The sequence below is a fragment of the Burkholderia sp. DN3021 genome, assembly GCF_049805555.1.
Lineage (GTDB): Bacteria > Pseudomonadota > Gammaproteobacteria > Burkholderiales > Burkholderiaceae > Burkholderia > Burkholderia pyrrocinia_C.
The window spans coordinates 65530-84586 of sequence record NZ_JBNCAB010000023.1 but is presented as its reverse complement, the minus strand read 5'-3'; the positions used below and the strand labels follow the sequence as shown (position 1 = coordinate 84586).

The window sequence follows — 19057 nt, the reverse complement described above, 5'->3', positions numbered from 1 at the left end:
CGCGCAGGCCGCGCCGCTCGACGCGCTGAACGGCGGCTACCACGCGGCCTTCGCGTTCGGCGCGGCGTTCGCCGCCGCGGCCGCGCTGATCGGCCTCGCGCTGCGCATCCGGCCGCAGAACGGCGTCGAAAGCGTCGGCCCCGCGATGCACTGACCGCCGGCCGACCAAGCCGGTCGCCGGCATCGAACCAGGGCGCGCCGTGTCGCGCCCTTTTTTGCGGGTGCCGAGCCGCGGCAGGCATTCCCGGTTCGTCATACCTTTCGGGCCGTCACCGTTATCGGCCCCGCCCTCGCTCAAACGCGCGTTTCACACTCGTCCGGCCGCCCGCCGCACGGGCCTTTGCGGCCGATTTTTAACGCAGTCGTACATCGGCCCGCCACTTTTGCGACAATGGCGGACTTTGACGCGCGCGCAGCGGCCGCGCGCCGCCGCCGAACGCCGCATAACCGCCTGCTTCCGATGTCGCTTCCCCATATCGATCTGCTGTACTCCCTGTCCGGTCTGTTCGTCGGCATCCTCGTCGGCCTGACGGGCGTCGGTGGCGGTTCGCTGATGACGCCGATCCTCGTGCTGCTGTTCGGCGTCCACCCCGCGACGGCGGTCGGCACCGACCTGCTGTACGCAGCCGCGACCAAGGCCACCGGCACGCTGGTCCACGGCCTGAAGGGTTCGATCGACTGGCGCATCACGGGCCGACTCGCGGCGGGCAGCGTCCCGGCCGCGGCGCTCACGCTGTGGTGGCTGCACACGCACGGGATGAACACGCCGGGCACCGCCCGGATGATCCAGCTCGTGCTCGGCATCGCGCTGCTGCTCACGTCGCTCGCGCTGATCTTCCGGCCGCAGCTCACCGCGTTCGCCGCGCGCAACCCGCTCGCGCCGAGCCCCGCGCGCACGCTGTGGTCGACCGTGCTCACGGGCGCCATGCTCGGCGTGCTCGTGTCGATGACGTCGGTCGGCGCCGGTGCGATCGGCGTCACCGTGCTCCTGCTGCTGTATCCGATGCTCGCGACGACCCGCATCGTCGGCTCCGACATCGCGCACGCGGTGCCGCTCACGCTCGTCGCGGGCATGGGCCACTGGCTGCTCGGCTCGGTCGACTGGTCGATGCTGCTGTCGCTGCTGCTCGGCTCGCTACCCGGCATCGTGCTCGGCAGCCTGCTGTCGGCGCGCGCGCCCGAGCGGCTGCTGCGCAACCTGCTCGCCGCGACGCTCGTCGCGGTCGGCGTGCGGCTCGTGCTCGCGTAAGCGGCGCTTCGCGACGCACCGCAGCGTCGCATCGATACCCTCTCGCTCCTAACGAAAAAACACCATCCCGGCTCGCAACCCAACCGTTGCTTCCTGTCTTGACGGACTTCCGAGCGGATCTCACGGCGTACCGGTCAGCGTATGCGCAACGGGTAAGTATTTGGCCAGGATGCTCAGCATGGTGGCGGCCTCTGCCTTCGACACCGGGGGAAACGGTGAGACGTACGACGTGCCATTGCGGCGCTCGTGGGCCTTCGTGATGAAGGCAAATTCCTGGGTATTCACGCCCAGCGAGGTGGACACACGCTGGATGGCCAAGTTACGGCCGGCGTCTTTGGTCCGCACCTCGTAGTACTCCAGGATGGCCTGTACCATCTGGAAATAGCCTTCGTAAGCCAAGGTAAATACCTGCAGATATCGGGCGGGGTCCAACTCATCGGCGGTGGCCTTATAGTCCGCGGCATTGCGCAGGAAGCCCGCGATTGCCCCGGGCGTCGGAGCAACAGCATCGAAGGCTTTCGTCTTGATGAGGTTTTCGTATTCAGTCGGGCGCGGCATCACAGTATCCTCAGCATTGGGCCTTGGGCGATCTGGGTCATGACAGGGTCGGCGTCCAACAGCGCAGCCCATTCAGCAGGCTCGTACAAAGAGAAGTTGACGGGGCGCAGCAGACTTTGCTCGGCCACGTGTAGGGCTTCAGATAGCTCGAGGAGAGGGACGTTCCCGATGACGATCAGGTCGATGTCGCTATGGCCACTGTCGGTACCCTTGGCCACCGAGCCAAACACGAACGCCGTGGAGATGTGCGCGGCAAAAGGCAACAAGGCTTCCTTCAACGGCTCCACAACGGCAAATGACTTGCGCGCGATGCTGACCAGTTCCGGATAGAGGATGAATTCCGTATTCGCGCGGATGCTCCGTTGTCGGCCTCGTCGGGCGTCTTCCTTAAGTACGCCGACCTCGACCAGCCGGTCCACCTGCTTTTGGGCGCTGCCGCGCCCACTGTTTGCCAGACGCAGCAGTTCCTGTAGCGTAAAACTACGGTCAGGCTGCAGCAGTGTGGCGCCAAGCACCCGTTGCATGCCCGGTGTGAAGAGAAAGTCAGCGAGACTCATGAAAATCCCCAATAGAGGGATAAATATCCTCATTATGGGGATTTTCTAACAAATCATCAACAGAGGGCTATTCATCCCCTCTTTGAGGATTCTCACCGCCATCACCGATAGTCTCAGGGGCCGACGAGTCGGTCCTCGGACAAGACGATGCCCCCGAGGTCCATGACTCCCGGGGGCACCTTGGAGAATTGCAGCACCGCCATCGACACACGCCGCGCGAAGAGCCGAGGCGCGTGACCCGGCTGCGCTTTTACGTCAATTCAGGCGGCGCGAGCCGCCCACGGCGCTTACTGCCCCTGCTGCTTCAGTTGCTGCTGCTTGAGTTGCTGCGTGCGCGCCTGCAGCTTCAGCACGCGCTGCAGCGCGGTGCGGTTCGCGAGGATGCCATCGTAGAAGTTGGCGAGATCGCCCTTCAGCGCGGTCCGCGACGCGTCGTTCAGGTAGATCATGTGGCCCGACGGGTAGTTCTTGATCGTCAGGTTCTGTGCCTTGAGCGTCGGATCGAGCGGCATCTGCGCGAGCGTCAGCTCAGTCTGGTGGAACGGCGTGACCGCATCGAAATAGCCGTTCGCCGACAGCACCTTCAGGTCCGGGTTCACGCTCATCGTCGACGCGAGGTCGCCGGCCGTGTACAGCGTATTGCCGCCGCCCCGGTTCGCGCCGGTCGGGTCCGTGTGGCTGAAGTCCCAGTTGTTGAAGACCTGGTCGTTCAGGTCCACGAACGACGACGTCGACGTGTACTTGAGGTCGGTGTTGATGTAGCTGTTCCACAGCACCGTGTACGCGCCGCCGACGTTCGTGATCGACGGATCGTTGCTGCCCGAGTTCGGCAGGATGTACGGCGCGATGCCCTTGCCCGTGAAGTTCGCGCGACCGTCGTACTGGCCGATCTGCGTGCCCGGCACGAGCGTCAGGAAGAACGTGTACGGCGGGTTGTCGTTCGACGACGGCACGTTGCCGAGCGCGGCCGGGTTGCCGAAGGTCTGGATCAGCGACGTCGGATCCGTGCCGATGTACGAACCCATCTGCTGCGCCGTCTGCAGGTTCAGGTTCAGCCGCACGTTCACGAAACCGCCGTCCTGCGGGTTCGGCTTCTGCGCAAGCGGCGCGAGCGTGTTGTCCGCGTAGTTGCGGGCCTGGACCATGTACGCGTCGAGATCGGTCGGCGTCGGGTTGACCGTCGTCTTCTTCCAGTAGAACGCATCGGCCGCGAGCGTCGGGAACGTACCCGGCGCGGACAGCGCATTCGCGTAGTCGAGGATTGACGACTGCAGCGTGATCCCGTTCAGGTCGATGCCGTCCTCGTGCAGCACCCACGACACGACCGCGCTGCGCGCGGTGCCGTACGACTCGCCGAACAGGAACTTCGGCGAGTTCCAGCGCGAGTACTTGGTCAGGTAGCGTTGGATGAAGCGGTCGATCGAGCGCGCGTCCTGGTCGGTGCCCCAGAAGTCCTTGTTCTTCGCCGGGGCGATCGCCGCCGAATAACCGGTGCCGACCGGGTTGATGAACACGAGGTCGGTGCGGTCGAGCAGGCTGTCCGGGTTGTCGAGCAGCTTGTACGGCGCGGGCGGCGTGAAGTTCGGGAACGACGACTGCAGGCGCTTCGGCCCGAACGAGCCGAGCAGCAGGTAGACCGATGACGAGCCGGGGCCGCCGTTGTAGAAGAACGTGACCGGGCGCGGCTTCGACGGATCGGGATTGTCCTGCGTGTACGCGACGTAGAACATCTTCGCGTTCGGCGCCGACGTGATCGGATCGATCGTCGTCAGGTGGCCCGTGGTGGCCGTGTACTTGACGGTCTTGCCGCCGATCGTGACCTGGCGGTGCACGACCGCGGCGCCTTCCGTCGAATCCGTGACCGCGTCGTTCGGCCCGGTGCCGTACACGTCGTTGTCGACGTACGGCTGGTCGGCCGCGGCGGCGGCTGTTGCGTCGGTGCTGGCCGACGTGCTGCCGCCGGACGTCGTCGCGGCCGCGGCTGCGGCCGAAGCGGACGGGCTCGGCCCGTCGTCGCCGCCGCATCCCGTGACGAGCAGCGCCGCGGCCGCGGCTGCGGCGAGCGGCATGCTCAGTGTCGTTCCGAATAGCGCGAAACCGTCTTTCAAGGACTTCCGTGTCGTCATTATTGCCTCTCGAACAGAACGATAAATACCGCCGGCCGCAAAGGATCGTTTGCGCCGGCGCTCCGCACCGGGAATGCATTCGTTATGCGACGCACTCCGAGTTTTTTACCGGATCGGCGAATACCGATCGGCACGATTTACCCCACCCATGTTTTTTGCGACTGCACAATGAAATCAATTTCATTGCCAACGACAATTCGATAATCCGCAGCAATACGAATTCATTCCGCGCATTCGCATGCGCACACAATCGACGGCAAAAGCACACCCCGCAAAGCCCAGCCCAACAAGGCCGCCTCGCTTCGAGCAGACGAACAATCCCCCGCCGGCGAGATGCCGATTAATCGCAGAACAACGACCAATCGCAACTCGAGACGATTTAACAAAATCGAAAGGATCGATTAACTAAATGGAAAGGAATATCTCGTATCTGTAATTTATTAAATTAAGTGAAAATACCGGCGCATAATAGGTTCCGGATTTACCGCCGTAAAGTAATAATTTGTTACGGCACTCGCCATTCGGATAAAAGGCGACACGGGACCGATTCCACGCGATCAAAAGAAAAAGCCGGACGGCTGTCCGGCTTCGTGATGGCGGCGCGGCGGGCGCCGTCAGAGCGGCACGTCGATCGCGCCGGCGCCGGTCGTGATCGCGTTCGCGCCCGGCGCGGCCGAGATCGGCGGCAGGTTCGCGCTCGTCAGCGCGGGCGCGGCGCCCGGCGTGCCGCCGCGCGGCACCGTGCGGATCACCTGCGACGGCGGCAGCGGCGCGCCGTTCTTCAGGTGCCGCCACATCAGGTTCAGCGCCTGCAGGTCGTAGTAGTGGACCGGCACGAAGCGCGTGTCGAAACCCGCGACCGGCAGGAACGCGTCGAAGTGCTGGCCGTTCGTCACCTCGTAGAACACGAGCTGGCTGCGGCTGCCTTCGCTGATGCCGTTTTGCGCGACGTACGCGCGCGACGCGTGATTCACCGGCACGAGCGCGTCGCTGCGACCGTGCACGATGATCGCCGGCTTGCCCTGCAGGTTTGCGTTCACGCGCACCGCGTCGACGTTCGCGGGCATCCCGAGCATCCCGTTGGTCCAGAGTTGGCGCAGGCACAGCGCGCCCGCGAAGCTCGCATCGGGCGTCGCGAGCCGGTGGTCGACGCCCGCGCCCGTGTTGAACACGAGGTTGATGCCGGCCGTCGGCGGCACGCCGTTGCCGACGCCGAACACGGCCGTCATCGGCGACGCGGCGGGAGAAGCGACCGCCCCCGTCGCCGCGTTCGTCGTCGCGAAGCTGAAATTGCACAGGTTGTCGATGACGCGCGAGCGCGTGTACGCGTTCGCATAGGTGACCGAGATCGCCGGAATCGCCTGCGAATCCCACATCGGCGCCTGCAGCAGGTCGGAATCGGCCAGATAGCCGGCCGCGTGGAGCTGCGCGAGCGCGTCGGCGGCCTGGCTCTGCGGGTCGGCGCCCGACACGAGCCCGGCCGCGGCGAGCGTCGCGCAGCGCTGCGTACGGATCGACTGCGTGGTCGCGGCCGGCAGCGCGCTCAGGTACGGCGCACCAGCGAGCGACGCCGACGCGGCCGCGCACGGCTGCAGCAGGTTCGCGAGCGTCGCGTAGTCGGCCAGCGGCCGGCCGAACGACGGCACGGGCTGGCCGCCCGTGCGCACGATCGCGTTCGGCGACATCCGCACATTGATCTGCGGTTCGCCAACCACGACCGCGGTAATCCAGCCGCGGTTGTCCTGCTCGGCCGCCGCGAGCGACGCGCCGCCGCCGTTGCTGACCGACGCGGCGATCGTCGTGATGTCGCCCGCGCGATAGCGCACGCCGTGATGCGAGCCGTCGATCAGCGGTCCGAACTGCTCGTTGAGCGCCCAGTACGCGAACTCGACCGACTGCAGCGTCACGCGCCCCCAGTCCTGTTCGGGATTCTGCTGCGAATGCGCGTGCTTGAACGCATAGCGGTTCGGGAAGCGGCTGTTGAACGCGGCGAGATCGCCGCTCGTCACGTTCGCGGTGAACAGGCTCGCAGTGCCGGCGAGCACCGCGTTGGCGAGCGTGCCGTCGATCAGCGTGACCGTATCGGTGCCGAGTTCGTGCGCGCCGTTGCCGCCGCCCTTGTCGTTGTATGCGACCGCGCAGCCGCGCTTGAGCGCCCATTCGCCGGCCGCGGAGATCGCGCCGTACACGCCGCGCGAGCCCGACGACGTCGCGGTGACGATGCACGGTTGCGCCGGGTCGAAGCTGGCGGGCACCTGCACGAGCAGCGTCACGTTCTTGCTGCCGCTGCCGTCGTCGGAATACGCGAGATATTCGGTGCCGGGGATCTTGCCTTCGCCGAGCGTGTCGTTGCCGTCGAGGTCGACGTTCGGCCCCCAGAAGCGGCCGTAGCCGCCGTTCGCACTCATGTCGACGAGCGCGCGGTAGTTCGACCAGATCGCGAGACGGCGCAGCTCGGCGCTCGTCGGCCGGGACGGATTCGCAAAGCCGGGCGCGGTCGCCGCCGCGAGCCCCGTCTTGCCGAGGCCGGCCGTCAACAAATCGTCACTGGCGCCGTCGTAGGCCGTCGTGCGCACGCTGCCGGACACGAAGCCGGGCAGCCGGTTGCGCTCGGCCGATTCGTCGCCGTTGCAGGCGCCGAGCATCGCGACAGCGGCCAGCGCCGCACCGAAAACCATCCGCCTGCCCCACCCGAGCCTAGCCATCGCCGCCCTCTCGATATCGTTATCGGTCCGCCGCCGCGTCGCACGCGGCTTGCGGACTTTGAAGCGCAAACGGGCTCCGGCATGCCGGAGCCCGCCCGAAAGCGGGCACCTGCGGCGCTCGCGCGCCGCCGCCCGGCATCACTGCTGCTGGACCGTCAGCTTGTTCGAGACCGACGTCACGCCCTTCACGCCCTTGGCTGCAGCTTCGGCCTTGTCGATCTGATCCTGGGCCGGCATCGTGCCCTCCAGCGAGATCGCGCCGCCCTTCGAACGCACGACGAGGTTCGACACATCCACGCCGCTTTCCTTCGAAATCGCCTTGCGCACCGCGTAGCCGAGCTTGCGGTTCGCCTTCTTCGCGGTTTTCGCGGCGGCCTTCGGCGCGCTCGTCGCGGCCGCCGGCGCTTCGGTTGCCGCCGCATCGCTCGACTGCGCATACACGCTGCCCGACAAACAGGCCGCCACGGCGGCGACGCCCAACGCTCTCAACACGATCGACTTCATGCTATCTCCTTGTAACTCCGGAACGGCCGTGCACAGTACGGCCGGATACCCCCAAAGACAGCCGGCCCGCGCGCGAACGGGCGGGACAGCCGGTGATTTCCACGGCGATACGAGAGAGGCGAGACGGGCCGACAGCCGGCGCGCGCGATAGCGGGCCGGCCGGGCCGGACAGCCGCCGGCCGGACGCGCCCGGTCTAATTGCGTGCCGGGTCGCGCGCGAATCGGGCGCGGCTGCGTCGCACAATGTAATCCAGCGCCCGCGGAAGCGCAAAGCTTTTGACGACGCGCCGCCCGCCGCTGTCGCCGCGGAGCCGCGCCGCGGCGCCCGACTCGCGCATGCGCGGCGAAACCGGGTACCATCGCCGCGAGAATCCGCATCGTCCATGACGGCCGTCATCGATGCGTCACGCCAGCGTCATCCGCCGACCCCATGAAGCCTGCCCGCCCTCGTCCGCCTCGCCGCATCCTCGCCCGCTTCGTCGCGGTGTCGTGGCGCGACCTCGCGCTGTCGATCGGCCCCACCGTGCTGCTCGCGGGCGCGGCCGTCTGGCTCGCGGTCAGGCTGATCCAGCCGGCGCCGCCGTCCACGCTCGTGATCTCGGCCGGGCCGCCCGGCAGCACGTACTGGAACGCCGCGCAGAAATACAAGGCCATCCTCGCGAAGAACGGCGTCACGCTCGACGTCCAATCGTCCGAAGGATCCGCGCAGAACCTCGCGCGGCTGTCGAACCCGAACGCGTCGGTCGACGTCGGCTTCGTGCAGAGCGGCATCGGCCCGAAGGAGCGCGACGAACAACTCGTATCGCTCGGCAGCATCGGCTACGTGCCGCTCGCGATCATGTACCGCGGCCCGATCGTCGCGCGCCTGTCCGACTTCAAGGGCAAGCGGCTCGCGCTCGGCGCGGAAGGCAGCGGCGCACGCGAGCTGAGCCTCGCGCTGCTGAAGATGAACGGCATCGTGCCGGGCGGCCCGACCGAGCTGCTGCCGACGGCCGGCGAGGACGCCGCGACCGCGCTGCTCGACGGCAAGATCGACGCAGCGTTCCTGTCCGGCGACTCGACGCAGATCCCCGTGATGGCGAAACTGTTCCGCGCGCCCGGCGTGCACGTGTATTCGTTCACGCAGGCCGAAGCGTACGCGCGGCGCTTTCCGTACCTGACCGCGATCACGCTGCCGATGGGCGTCTACGATCTCGGCCGGAACCTGCCGCCCGCCGACATCCATACCGTCGCGCCGACGATCGAACTGGTCGCGCGCGACTCGCTGCACCCCGCGCTGTCCGACCTGCTGATCGAGGCCGCGCGCGAGGTGCACGGCCACGCGACGATCCTGCAGCACGCGGGCGAATTCCCGTCGTCCGTCACGCGCGGCTTTCCGCTGTCCGACGATGCCGCGCGCTACTACAAGTCGGGCAAGACCTTCCTGTACCGGAGATTGCCGTTCTGGGTCGCGAGCCTCGTCGACCGGCTGCTCGTCGTGATCGTGCCGCTGATCGTCGTGCTGATCCCCGGGCTGCGGCTCGTGCCGTCGCTGTACGGCTGGCGCGTGCGTTCGCGCATCTATCGCTGGTATGGCGCGCTGATCGCGCTCGAGCGTCGCGCGCTCGGCGAGCACACGGCCGAGGAACGCGTCCGGTTGCTCGACGAGCTCGACGACATCGAGGAAGCGGTGAACCGGATGAAGATGCCGCTCGCCTACGCGGGGCAGTTCTACGTGCTGCGCGAGCACATCGGCTTCGTGCGCGAACGGCTCACCGCGCACGACCAGGACACGCCGGCGGGGTCGCCTGGCGCCGGCGGAAAGCCGCAGGCACGCGCCGACGCCGGGTCGCCGCCGGCCGGCGCGCCCCCCCGGGCGACTCCCGGTTCCGCGTAAGCGGACGATCCGCGATCATTGCTGCATGCGCGCCCGCCCGCGTACCATGGAGGCCGCCGTACGCCCCACCCTCTGGAGATCGTCATGACAACCGGCCTCGACACCGCCCAGCCCGCCTGGTTCTTCGACTTCGTGTCGCCGTTCTCCTATCTGCTGCTCGAACAGCATGACAAATGGCCGGACGTGCCGTTCGAACCGGTCGCCGTGTCGCTCATCGACCTGCAGCGCCACTGGGGACAACGCCCGAGCGCCGACGTGCCGGCCAAGCGCGTGTTCACGTACCGTCACGCGCTGTTTCGCGCGGAACAGCTCGGCATCCGCTTCAAGATGCCGCCCGCGCACCCGTTCGATTCCGACAAGGTGTTGCGCCTCGCGATCGCGCTGCGCGCCGATATCGCGACGGTACTGGAGATGTACCGCTTCATCTGGCGCGACGGCAACGATCCGTCGACGCCCGACGGTTTCGCTGCGCTGTGCGAACGCGTCGGCGTCGGCCACGGCGACGAGCTGATCGAATTCGAGGAGACGAGTGCGCAGCTGGCCCGCAACAACGCCGACGCGATCGCGCTCGGCGTGTTCGGCGTGCCGACGTTCTGGATGAACAAGCAATTGTTCTGGGGTGAAGACGCGCTGCCGATGGTGCTGTACTGCGCGCGCACGCCGAACTGGCTCGAATCGAGCGAGGTCAAGCGGATCAGCACGCTGCCGAAGGGCCGGGCGTGATGGCCGGTATCACGCACGGCAACGTGCAGCTGCGGTAAGGTTACGCTTCGCCCGAATCACCCGCACCGATGGAAGACGACGACCGCACCGCCTCGCTCGACATCTGGCTCGTGCGCGTATTGCGCACGCTGCTGCTCGAGCGCAGCGTCACGCAGGCCGCGCTGCGGCTGAACCAGACCCAGCCCGCGATCAGCACCGCGCTGCGCAAGCTGCGCGAGACGCTGAACGACCCGATCCTCGTGCGCGGCAAATCCGGGATGGTGCCGACCGAATACGGCGCGTCGCTGCTCGAAGCCGCGCAGCGCGCGCTGCGCGAGGTCGACTTCATCGCGACGCCTCACGGCGATTTCGACCCGTCGTCCGCGCGGCGCACGTTCCGCGTCGCCGCGCCCGACTACCTGAACGATTTCTTCATGCCGACGCTGATCGAACGCTTTCGCGACGCAGCGCCGCATGCGCACCTGGAAATCGATTCGCTGAATCCCGCGCTCGACCACGCGGGCGCGCTCGAATCGGGCGCGCTCGATCTCGTGATCGGCAACTGGCCGAAGCCCGACCCGCAGTTCGCGCGCCAGGACCTGTTCTCCGACACGATCGTGTGCCTGATGCGCGAAGCGCACCCGCTCGCGCACGTGCCGCTCACGCGCGAAGCGTATGCGTCGGCCGCGCATGTCGCGCCCACGCCGTACACCGGCGACAAGCGCAACGCGATCGAGATCGGCCTCGCACGCGCGCGCCTCGCGCGGCGCATCGTGACGACGCTGCCTTACTTCGGGATCGTGCCGCAGGTGCTGCTGCAGTCGGACCTGATCTTCACGACGACGCGCCGCTTCGCGACGCACTACGCGCAGTTGCTGCCGCTCGTCGTCGTCACGCCGCCCGTGCCGTTCCCGCGCATCAAGAGCTACCTGCTCACGCATCCGCAGCCCGACCGCCCGACCGACATCGCGTGGCTGTGCGCGCTGATGCAGAGCGTGTCCGACGAGCTGACGGTCGCCCGCAGCCGCAAGCGCTGATACGCGGAGCGGCCGCTCAGGCCGTGCAGAACGTTTCCTGCAGATGAGTCCAGCGCACGACACCCGCCGCATCGCGTTCGAACACGGCGGTCGAGCGGCGCGCAGGCAGCTCTCCCGATGCCGCGTGCTGCGCTTCGAGGTAGGTGATCACCTCATGCGATGCGTCGGCCGCGAGCACGCGGATTTCCGACAGCGTGATGCGCAGCCCCGGCTTCGCGCCGGCGAGCTTCGCGAACAGCGCGCGCGTGCCGTCGCGGTCGACTACGCGGCCGTCGGTCAGGATCATCGTGAAACCGGTGGAGAACGGCGCGAGCAGCGCGTCGAGCGCCGCGGGCGCGGTGTCGACGCCGGACAGCCAGCGCTCGATGGCGACGAGGCTCGCATCGAGCGCGTCGAGATAGATCGGGTGATCGGACATGGCGCCTGCACGGAAAGGCGCGGCCCGGTGCCGCGCGTCGTCGTGCAGTGTATGCAAAAGCGCGCGGCCGTGCGCCAGCCGTGCGACGTTACCGCGCGCAGGACACGTCGTCGCGCGCGCGCCCTGCCGCGGCCGCCTTCGCGTCGGCCACCGGCATGCCCGAGCGCGCCTGCAGCAGTTCCGCGCACACGGCCACCGCGATCGCGCCCGGCGCCTTGTCGACGATGCCCGCGACGCCGATCGGGCACACCATCTCCGCGAGCCGCGCCGGATCGACGCCGCGCGCGGCGAGCCGGCGCTCGAACTTCACGCGCTTGGTGCGCGAGCCGATCATCCCGAAGTACGCGTAGTCGCGCCGCCGCATGATCTGCGCGGCGAGCGCGAAGTCGAGCGCGTGGTTGTGCGTCATCACGAGGAAGTACGCGCCGGGCGGCGCCGCGTCGACGACGGCCTCCGGCGTGTCGGTCGGCTCCGGCTGCACGTTCGGCGGACATTCGTCCGGGAACAGCTCGTCGCGCGTGTCGACCCACTGCACGACGCACGGCAGCGCGCCGAGCAGCGTGACGAGCGCGTGACCGACGTGCCCGGCGCCGAACAGCACGATGTGCATCGGCGCCGGCGCGCCGGTCGCGCGGTTGCGCCGGCCGGTGCCCTGCGCGAACGTCGGGGTCGACGCGGTGCGAAGCGAGCGTGCGGGCCCGTTCATGTCAGCCTGCCCGAGCCGCACGCACCGCATTCACCGCGCGCAGGATCGACTCGCCGGTGGCCGGCGCGTCGAGCGGCGGGTTCACCTTGTAGTCGCCGACCGCCGCAACCGCGTCGCGCACGGCGAAGAACACCGAGAACGGCAGCAGCAGCGGCGGCTCGCCGACGGCCTTCGACCGGTGGATGCTGTCCTCGACGTTGCGGTTCTCGAACAGCCGCACGTTGAATTCGGGCGGCGTGTCGTTGACGGTCGGGATCTTGTACGTGGACGGCGCATGCGTCATCAGCTTGCCGCCCTGGTTCCACCACAGCTCCTCGGTCGTCAGCCAGCCCATCCCCTGGATGAACGCGCCTTCGACCTGGCCGATGTCGAGCGCCGGGTTCAGCGACGCGCCCACGTCGTGCAGCGCATCGACGCGCAGCGTGCGCATCTCGCCCGTGAGCGTGTCGATCACGACTTCCGACACGGCTGCGCCATACGAGTAGTAGTAGAACGGCCGGCCCTGCAGCTTCGACTGATCCCAGTACAGCTTCGGCGTCGCGTAGAAACCGTCGGACCACAACTGCACACGTGCAAGGTACGCTTTCGCGATCACTTCGCCGAACGGCACGCCCTGGCCGCCGACCCACACGACGTCGTTGCCGAACTTCACGTCGGCCGCATCGGCCTTGCCGTCGCCGAACTGCTTCGCCGCGAACACCGCGAGCCGCTCGCGCAACTGGCGCGCCGCATCCTGCGCGGCCTTGCCGTTCAGGTCCGAGCCCGTCGACGCGGCCGTCGCGGACGTGTTCGCGACCTTGCTCGTGTCGGTCGCCGTCACGCGGATCCGGCCGAAGCGGATGCCGAGCTCGTGCGCGACGACCTGCGCGACCTTCGTGTTGAGCCCCTGCCCCATCTCCGTGCCGCCGTGGTTCACGAGCACCGAGCCGTCGGTGTAGATGTGTACCAGCGCGCCGGCCTGGTTGAAGTGCGTGACGTTGAACGCGATCCCGAACTTCACCGGCGTGAGCGCGATGCCCTTCTTCAGCACCGTATTGCGCGCGTTGAATGCGCGCACGCCCGCGCGCCGTGCGCGGTAGCCGCTCGTCGTCTCGAGTTCGCCGAGCAGCTCGGGCAGCACGTTGTCCTCGACCGTCTGCCCGTACGGCGTCACGTTGCGCTCGGTCTTGCCGTACAGGTTCGCGTAGCGGACGTCGAGCGGATCGCGGTCGAGCGCACGCGCGACGTCGTCGAGGATGTATTCGATCGCGAACGCGCCCTGCGGGCCGCCGAAACCGCGGAACGCGGTGTTCGACTGCGTGTTGGTCTTGCCGCAGTAGCCGGCGATGTCGACGTCGCCCAGCCAGTACGCGTTGTCGAAGTGGCACACCGCGCGCGTCATCACCGGGCCCGACAGGTCGGCCGAGAAACCGCAGCGCGACGTCATCTCGAGCGCCACGCCGTCGAGACGGCCGTCGTCGTCGTAGCCGACGTCGAAGCGGTAATGAAAGTCGTGCCGCTTGCCGGTGATCATCATGTCGTCGTCGCGGTCCGGGCGCAGCTTCACCGGGCACAGCAGCTTCCACGCGGCGAGCGCCGCGCAGCACGCGAACAGGCCCGACTGCGATTCCTTGCCGCCGAACCCGCCGCCCATCCGGCGGCATTCGACCAGCACGTTGTGCGACGCGACGCCGAGCACGTGTGCGACGAGGTGCTGCATCTCGCTCGGATGCTGCGTCGAGCAATACACGTGCATCCCGTCGTCGTCCTTCGGCACCGCGTACGCGATCTGCCCTTCCAGGTAGAACTGCTCCTGGCCGCCGAGCAGCATTTCGCCCGACGCGCGGTGCGGCGCGGCGGCGAGGCGCGCGGCCGCGTCGCCGCGCGCGAGCTTCAGCGGCGGGATCACGTAGGTTTCGGCCTGACGCGCTTCCTGCGCGGTCAGGATCGCTGGCAGTTCCTCGTAATCGACCTGCGCGCGGCGCGCGGCGAGCCGTGCGGTTTCATGCGACGTCGCGACGACGATGAACATCGGCTGGCCGACGAACTGCACGATGCCCTTGGCGAGCACCGGGTCGTCGTGGATGATCGGGCCGCAATCGTTGACGCCCGGGATGTCGTCGGCCGTGAACACCGCGACCACGCCCGGCGTCGCGCGCACCGCGTCGAAGTTCATCGACACGATCCTCGCGTGCGGCTTCGCCGACAATCCGAGCGCCGCGTGCAGCGTGCCCGCGACGACCGGAATGTCGTCGGTGTAGGTGGCACGCCCGCTGACATGCAGGTGCGCGGATTCGTGCGCGCGCGATACGTGCACCTGCGCGGCGTCGGCCTGCGGGTCGAGGGTGCTCAGGAACGGTTCTGCTTGCTGGTTCATCTTCGGTGTTCTCCGTCTTCAGACGCGCGCCGCGTCGGCGCCGGCTTCGGCGGCCACTTCACGCACGTTCAGGGCTTGCGGCGGCAGCGGGTCGTGCGGGCGCGTCTCCAGCCAGAAGCGATACATCAGGTTCTTCGCGGTATCGAGGCGATACGTGCTCGTCGCGCGCATGTCGGACAGCGGCTGGTAGTCGCGCTCGAGCGCCTGCATCGCGGCCTGCGCGGTGGCTTCGTGCCACAGCGCGCCGTCGAGCACGGCTTCGGTGTGCGCCGCGCGCTTCGGCGTCGCGGCCATCCCGCCGAACGCGATGCGCGGCTCGCGGATCGTGTCGCCGTCCGCGATGAACGCGAACGCCGCGCAGACGGCCGAGATGTCGGAGTCGAACCGCTTCGACAGCTTGTACGTGCGGAACTGCAGCTTCTCGCGCGCGCCGGTGCGGGTCGGCACCTTCACGCCGACGACGAATTCGTGCGGCGCCATGTCCTTCTGCTGGTAGCCCGTGTAGAGCGCCTCGAGCGGCAGCTCGCGCACCGTATCGCCGCCGCGCAGCACGACGCGCGCGCCGAGCGCGATCAGGCCGGGCATCGTATCGCCGATCGGCGAGCCGTTCGCGACGTTGCCGCCGAGCGTGCCCGCGTTGCGGATCGGCAGCGACGCGAAGCGCTTCCACATCTCGGTCAGCTCCGGATAGGTGCCGGCCAGTGCCGCATACGCGTTCTCGACCGTCACGCCCGCGCCGATCTCGATCCAGTCGCCGCGCTCCGCGACGCGCTGCAGTTCGGCGATCTGGCCGACGTAGATCAGGTCGTCGAGCCGGCGCATCTGCTTCGTGACCCACAGGCCGATGTCGGTGCTGCCCGCGAGGATCCGCGCGTCGGGCCGTTCGACCTTCAGCGCGGCCAGCGCGTCGAGCGTGCGCGGCGCCGCGAAGCGCGCGCCGTCGAGCGTCGCGTAGTCGAACGTGTCGTCGCGCCTGAGCGACGCGAGCGTGCGGGCGAGCGCGGCCGTGTCGACCGGTGCCGACGCACCTTCGCCGGCCGCGTCGAACATCTGCACGGCCGCATCGACGATCGGGCGATAGCCGGTGCAGCGGCACAGGTTGCCCGTCAGCGCGTCGGCGATCTCGGTGCGCGTCGGCACGTCCTTCGCCTTCGCGCACGCGCTGCCGCAACCTTCGTGGCCGTGCTTCTCGTACAGCGCCCACATCGACATCACGAAGCCGGGCGTGCAGAACCCGCATTGCGAACCATGGCAGTCGACCATCGCCTGCTGCACCGGATGCAGCGAGCCGTCCGGCTGGCGCAGATCCTCGACCGTCAGCAGCGCCTTGCCGTCGAGCGTCGGCAGGAACTGGATGCATGCGTTGACGGCCTTGAACTCGACCGCGCCGGCGTCGGTCAGCTCGCCGACGACGACCGTGCACGCGCCGCAGTCGCCTTCCGCGCAGCCTTCCTTGGTGCCGGTGCAATGCGCGTCCTCGCGCAGGTACTGCAGCACGGTGCGGGTGACGTCCGCGCCGCTGACCTCGCGGATCGCGTGACGATGGTAGAAGCGGATCGGCTCACTCATGTCTCGATGATTCTTCAAATGGGGGGTAAAGCGGCCTGCGCGGAGCGCTCGACCGACGTTTCTCTGACAGTTTGCACGCTATCACCATCAAATTTCGCAACCCATAGCCCATCACGCATGAGGCCCATATAACTGCCGCGATATGAGCGCCGGGGCACCCGTCGCCCTTTCTGCACGGCCTTCCCGGCGTACCGGCGCCGATCCGTTGCGCGCGAAAACGGGTCGCGATTAACTGAATGGTACCTGCGTGAAAACCGGTTCCATGGGAAAATCCCGATTCCGTTTTGCGCCGTCTTCCGTTCCGTCACGCTCCGTTTCGCCCATTCGTTCCGACCCCATGTCATCCGATTCCGCCACACCAGCACGCAGCGGGTTCGCGGTCACGCTGCAAATCGTGTCCGTCGTCTGCTTCACGTTCATCTGCTACCTGACCATCGGCCTGCCGCTCGCGGTGCTGCCGGGCTTCGTCCATGACGACCTCGGCTTTTCCGCGATCGTCGCGGGCGGCGCGATCAGCGTCCAGTATTTCGCGACGCTCGCGTCGCGGCCGCTCGCCGGGCGCTTCGCCGATACGCTCGGCCCGAAGCAGACGGTGCTGCGCGGGCTGGTCGGCTGCGGCGTGTCGGGCGTGCTGCTGCTGGTCGCGCTGCTGCTCGCACACTGGCCGGTCGCGAGCCTCGTACTGCTGGTCGCGAGCCGGCTCGTGCTCGGCGTCGGCGAGAGCCTGTGCGGCACCGGCGCGATTCTGTGGGGCATCGGCCGGGTCGGCGTCGCGCACAACGCGAAGGTGATCTCGTGGAACGGCATCGCGACCTACGGCGCGCTCGCGCTCGGCGCACCGGTCGGCGTCGCGATCGCGCATACGCTGAATCCGGCGCTGATCGGCGTGATCGTGATCGCGCTGGCCGCGCTCGGCTTCTACCTCGCGCGCCTGATCGATTCGGTGCCGCTCGTGCACGGCGAGCGGATGTCGTATGCGAGCGTGTTCACGCGCGTGCTGCCGCATGGCCTCGGCCTCGCGCTCGGCTCGGCCGGCTTCGGCTCGATCGCGACCTTCGTCACGCTGTACTACGCGGCGCGCCACTGGCCGAACGCCGCGCTGTCGCTGACCGTGTTCGGCACGCTGTTCATCGGCGCGCGCCTGCTGTTCGCGAACACGATCAAGACCTACGGCGGCTTCCGCGTCGCGATCGTGTCGTTCGCGTTCGAATGCTCGGGCCTCGTGCTGCTGTGGCTCGCGCCAGTGCCGCACGTCGCGCTCGTCGGCGCGGCGCTGACGGGCTTCGGCTTCGCGCTGATCTTCCCGGCGCTCGGCGTCGAGGCCGTCGCGCTCGTGCCGCCCGCGAGCCGCGGCGCGGCGCTGTCCGCATACTCGGTGTTCCTCGATCTGTCGCTCGGCATCACGGGCCCGCTCGCCGGTTATGTCGCGGGTGCGTTCGGCTATCCGCAGGTGTTCCTGTTCGCGGCGGTGGCCGCCGCCGCGGGCGTCGCGCTGTCGATGATGCTGTACCAGCGGCAGGCGCGTGTGGCGGGGAGCGGCGCGGCCGCCTGATCACGCTGCTCGCCGCACAGCGGCCGGTCGCTGAAGTCGCGACGCCGCAGCCTCAAAAAGAAAATGCCTGCATCGCGCAGGCGTTTTCTTATGCGGAGACCGTTGCGACGGCCGGCGCGCTCAGGCCGTCCGGAGAAACAGCCGGCGCGTCAGGTCGAACGCGACGAGATTGCCGGCCACCACCAGAAGCAGCCCGATCACCGCGAGCGGCGACCACTGGTAGCCCTCGAACACCGTCGACACGGCCAGCGCGACGATCGGGAACAGCACCGTGCAGTACGCGGCGCGCTCCGGCCCGATCCGGCCGACGAGGGTCAGGTACGCGGTGAAACCGATCACCGAGCCCGGCACGGCCAGGTAGACGAGCGCGCCGAGATAACGCGGGCTCATGTCGAGCGCGAACGACATCCCGGCCACCGCGCTGCCGACGGTCAGGATCGCCGCGCCGATCAGCATCGCCCAGCCATTGGTCGCGAGCGGGTGCAGCCCCATCGACTGCATCCGGCTCGACAGCAGGTTGCCGGCCGAGAAGCACATCGTGCCCGCGAACGCGATCGCGAGCCCGATCCAGGTCGCGTGATCGTCGAGATGGCCGGCCATCTGCTGCCAGAACAGGCACGCGATGCCGATCAGGCCTAGCAGCGCACCGGCAATCGCCGACGGCCGCAGCGGGCGGCCCATGAACAGCCGGCCGTTGATCGAGTTCAGCAGCGGCGCGGTCGAGAAGATCACCGCGACGAGCCCGCTCGGCACGACCTGCTCCGCGTAGTAGAAGCACAGGAAATTCAGGCAGAACAGCGCGAAGCCCTGCGCGACGAGGTAGCGCCAGGCTTCGCGCGGCGGCCGGACCGGCCGGCGCATCACGCGCAGCAGCGCGAACAGCACGGCGGCCGCGAGCCAGAAGCGCCACGCGATCGACACGGGCGGCGGCACGGAGCCGAGTTGCCACTTGATCGCGATCCAGGTGGTGCCCCAGATCAGCACGGTGACGAAATAAAGCGACAGGTTCATGGCGGCGAAGGTCCAGGAATCGGATGAAACGGGATCCCGACTATGCCGCCGCGCGGCGCGCACCGATTGTCCGGAATTGCGGTCTTTTTCCGGCCGCCGCACCCGGTGCGGCGCGCCCGCTTATACTCGTC

The 19057-nt window shown here is 68.1% G+C and carries 15 protein-coding genes and 1 pseudogene; 6 read left to right on the top strand and 10 right to left on the bottom strand.

The features are described 5' to 3' along the window. A pseudogene (locus ACPUER_RS14495) lies at positions 1 to 154 on the top strand (MFS transporter); the annotation flags it as partial. 306 nt (positions 155 to 460) lie between these two features. Further along, positions 461 to 1249 (top strand): sulfite exporter TauE/SafE family protein, encoded by a 789-nt coding sequence (locus ACPUER_RS14490; RefSeq protein WP_034183419.1) that lies wholly within the window; start codon positions 461 to 463, stop codon positions 1247 to 1249. A gap of 120 nt (positions 1250 to 1369) precedes the next feature. On the opposite strand, the gene ACPUER_RS14485 is transcribed toward ACPUER_RS14490, so the two are convergent. The 5 genes from ACPUER_RS14485 to ACPUER_RS14465 form a co-directional block, all read right to left on the bottom strand. Further along, positions 1370 to 1807: a hypothetical protein gene (locus ACPUER_RS14485; protein ID WP_175962525.1), complete on the bottom strand. Its 438-nt coding sequence runs from the start codon at positions 1805 to 1807 to the stop codon at positions 1370 to 1372. After that, positions 1807 to 2364, bottom strand: coding sequence for a nucleotidyltransferase domain-containing protein (locus tag ACPUER_RS14480; RefSeq protein ID WP_072436430.1), 558 nt, complete (start codon positions 2362 to 2364; stop codon positions 1807 to 1809). The genes ACPUER_RS14485 and ACPUER_RS14480 overlap by 1 nt, the downstream gene beginning before the upstream one ends. A gap of 287 nt (positions 2365 to 2651) precedes the next feature. Then, positions 2652 to 4490, bottom strand: coding sequence for a S10 family peptidase (locus ACPUER_RS14475; protein WP_425131429.1), 1839 nt, complete (start codon positions 4488 to 4490; stop codon positions 2652 to 2654). A 614-nt stretch (positions 4491 to 5104) separates the two neighbouring features. Next, on the bottom strand, positions 5105 to 7195 hold the full coding sequence (locus ACPUER_RS14470) for a D-(-)-3-hydroxybutyrate oligomer hydrolase (protein WP_425131428.1): 2091 nt from the start codon (positions 7193 to 7195) through the stop codon (positions 5105 to 5107). A gap of 138 nt (positions 7196 to 7333) precedes the next feature. Then, on the bottom strand, positions 7334 to 7699 hold the full coding sequence (locus ACPUER_RS14465; protein WP_175962522.1) for a BON domain-containing protein: 366 nt from the start codon (positions 7697 to 7699) through the stop codon (positions 7334 to 7336). A 430-nt stretch (positions 7700 to 8129) separates the two neighbouring features. On the opposite strand from ACPUER_RS14465, the gene ACPUER_RS14460 reads away from it, so the two are divergent. From ACPUER_RS14460 to ACPUER_RS14450, 3 genes are all read left to right on the top strand, one after another. Beyond that, entirely contained in the window at positions 8130 to 9575 is a 1446-nt protein-coding gene (locus ACPUER_RS14460; RefSeq protein WP_310137982.1) for a TAXI family TRAP transporter solute-binding subunit, read from the top strand. An 84-nt stretch (positions 9576 to 9659) separates the two neighbouring features. Then, positions 9660 to 10298 (top strand): DsbA family protein, encoded by a 639-nt coding sequence (locus tag ACPUER_RS14455; protein WP_204425891.1) that lies wholly within the window; start codon positions 9660 to 9662, stop codon positions 10296 to 10298. 68 nt (positions 10299 to 10366) lie between these two features. Next, positions 10367 to 11314 (top strand): LysR family transcriptional regulator, encoded by a 948-nt coding sequence (locus ACPUER_RS14450; protein WP_175962521.1) that lies wholly within the window; start codon positions 10367 to 10369, stop codon positions 11312 to 11314. A gap of 16 nt (positions 11315 to 11330) precedes the next feature. On the opposite strand, the gene ACPUER_RS14445 is transcribed toward ACPUER_RS14450, so the two are convergent. From ACPUER_RS14445 to xdhA, 4 genes are all read right to left on the bottom strand, one after another. Continuing rightward, positions 11331 to 11732, bottom strand: a complete 402-nt coding sequence (locus ACPUER_RS14445; RefSeq protein WP_425131427.1) for a polyketide cyclase — start codon at positions 11730 to 11732, stop codon at positions 11331 to 11333. An 88-nt stretch (positions 11733 to 11820) separates the two neighbouring features. Continuing rightward, on the bottom strand, positions 11821 to 12438 hold the full coding sequence (gene xdhC, locus ACPUER_RS14440) for a xanthine dehydrogenase accessory protein XdhC (RefSeq protein ID WP_310137990.1): 618 nt from the start codon (positions 12436 to 12438) through the stop codon (positions 11821 to 11823). A gap of 1 nt (position 12439) precedes the next feature. Next, positions 12440 to 14794 (bottom strand): xanthine dehydrogenase molybdopterin binding subunit, encoded by a 2355-nt coding sequence (xdhB, locus tag ACPUER_RS14435; protein WP_425131426.1) that lies wholly within the window; start codon positions 14792 to 14794, stop codon positions 12440 to 12442. 18 nt (positions 14795 to 14812) lie between these two features. Then, positions 14813 to 16363, bottom strand: a complete 1551-nt coding sequence (gene xdhA / locus ACPUER_RS14430) for a xanthine dehydrogenase small subunit (RefSeq protein ID WP_425131425.1) — start codon at positions 16361 to 16363, stop codon at positions 14813 to 14815. A gap of 337 nt (positions 16364 to 16700) precedes the next feature. On the opposite strand from xdhA, the gene ACPUER_RS14425 reads away from it, so the two are divergent. Next, positions 16701 to 17915, top strand: coding sequence for an MFS transporter (locus ACPUER_RS14425; protein WP_175962516.1), 1215 nt, complete (start codon positions 16701 to 16703; stop codon positions 17913 to 17915). A gap of 120 nt (positions 17916 to 18035) precedes the next feature. Here ACPUER_RS14425 and ACPUER_RS14420 read toward each other — a convergent pair whose 3' ends face one another. Beyond that, complete coding sequence (locus ACPUER_RS14420) at positions 18036 to 18926, bottom strand: DMT family transporter (protein ID WP_175962515.1); 891 nt, start codon at positions 18924 to 18926, stop codon at positions 18036 to 18038. Positions 18927 to 19057: the final 131 nt, after the last annotated feature.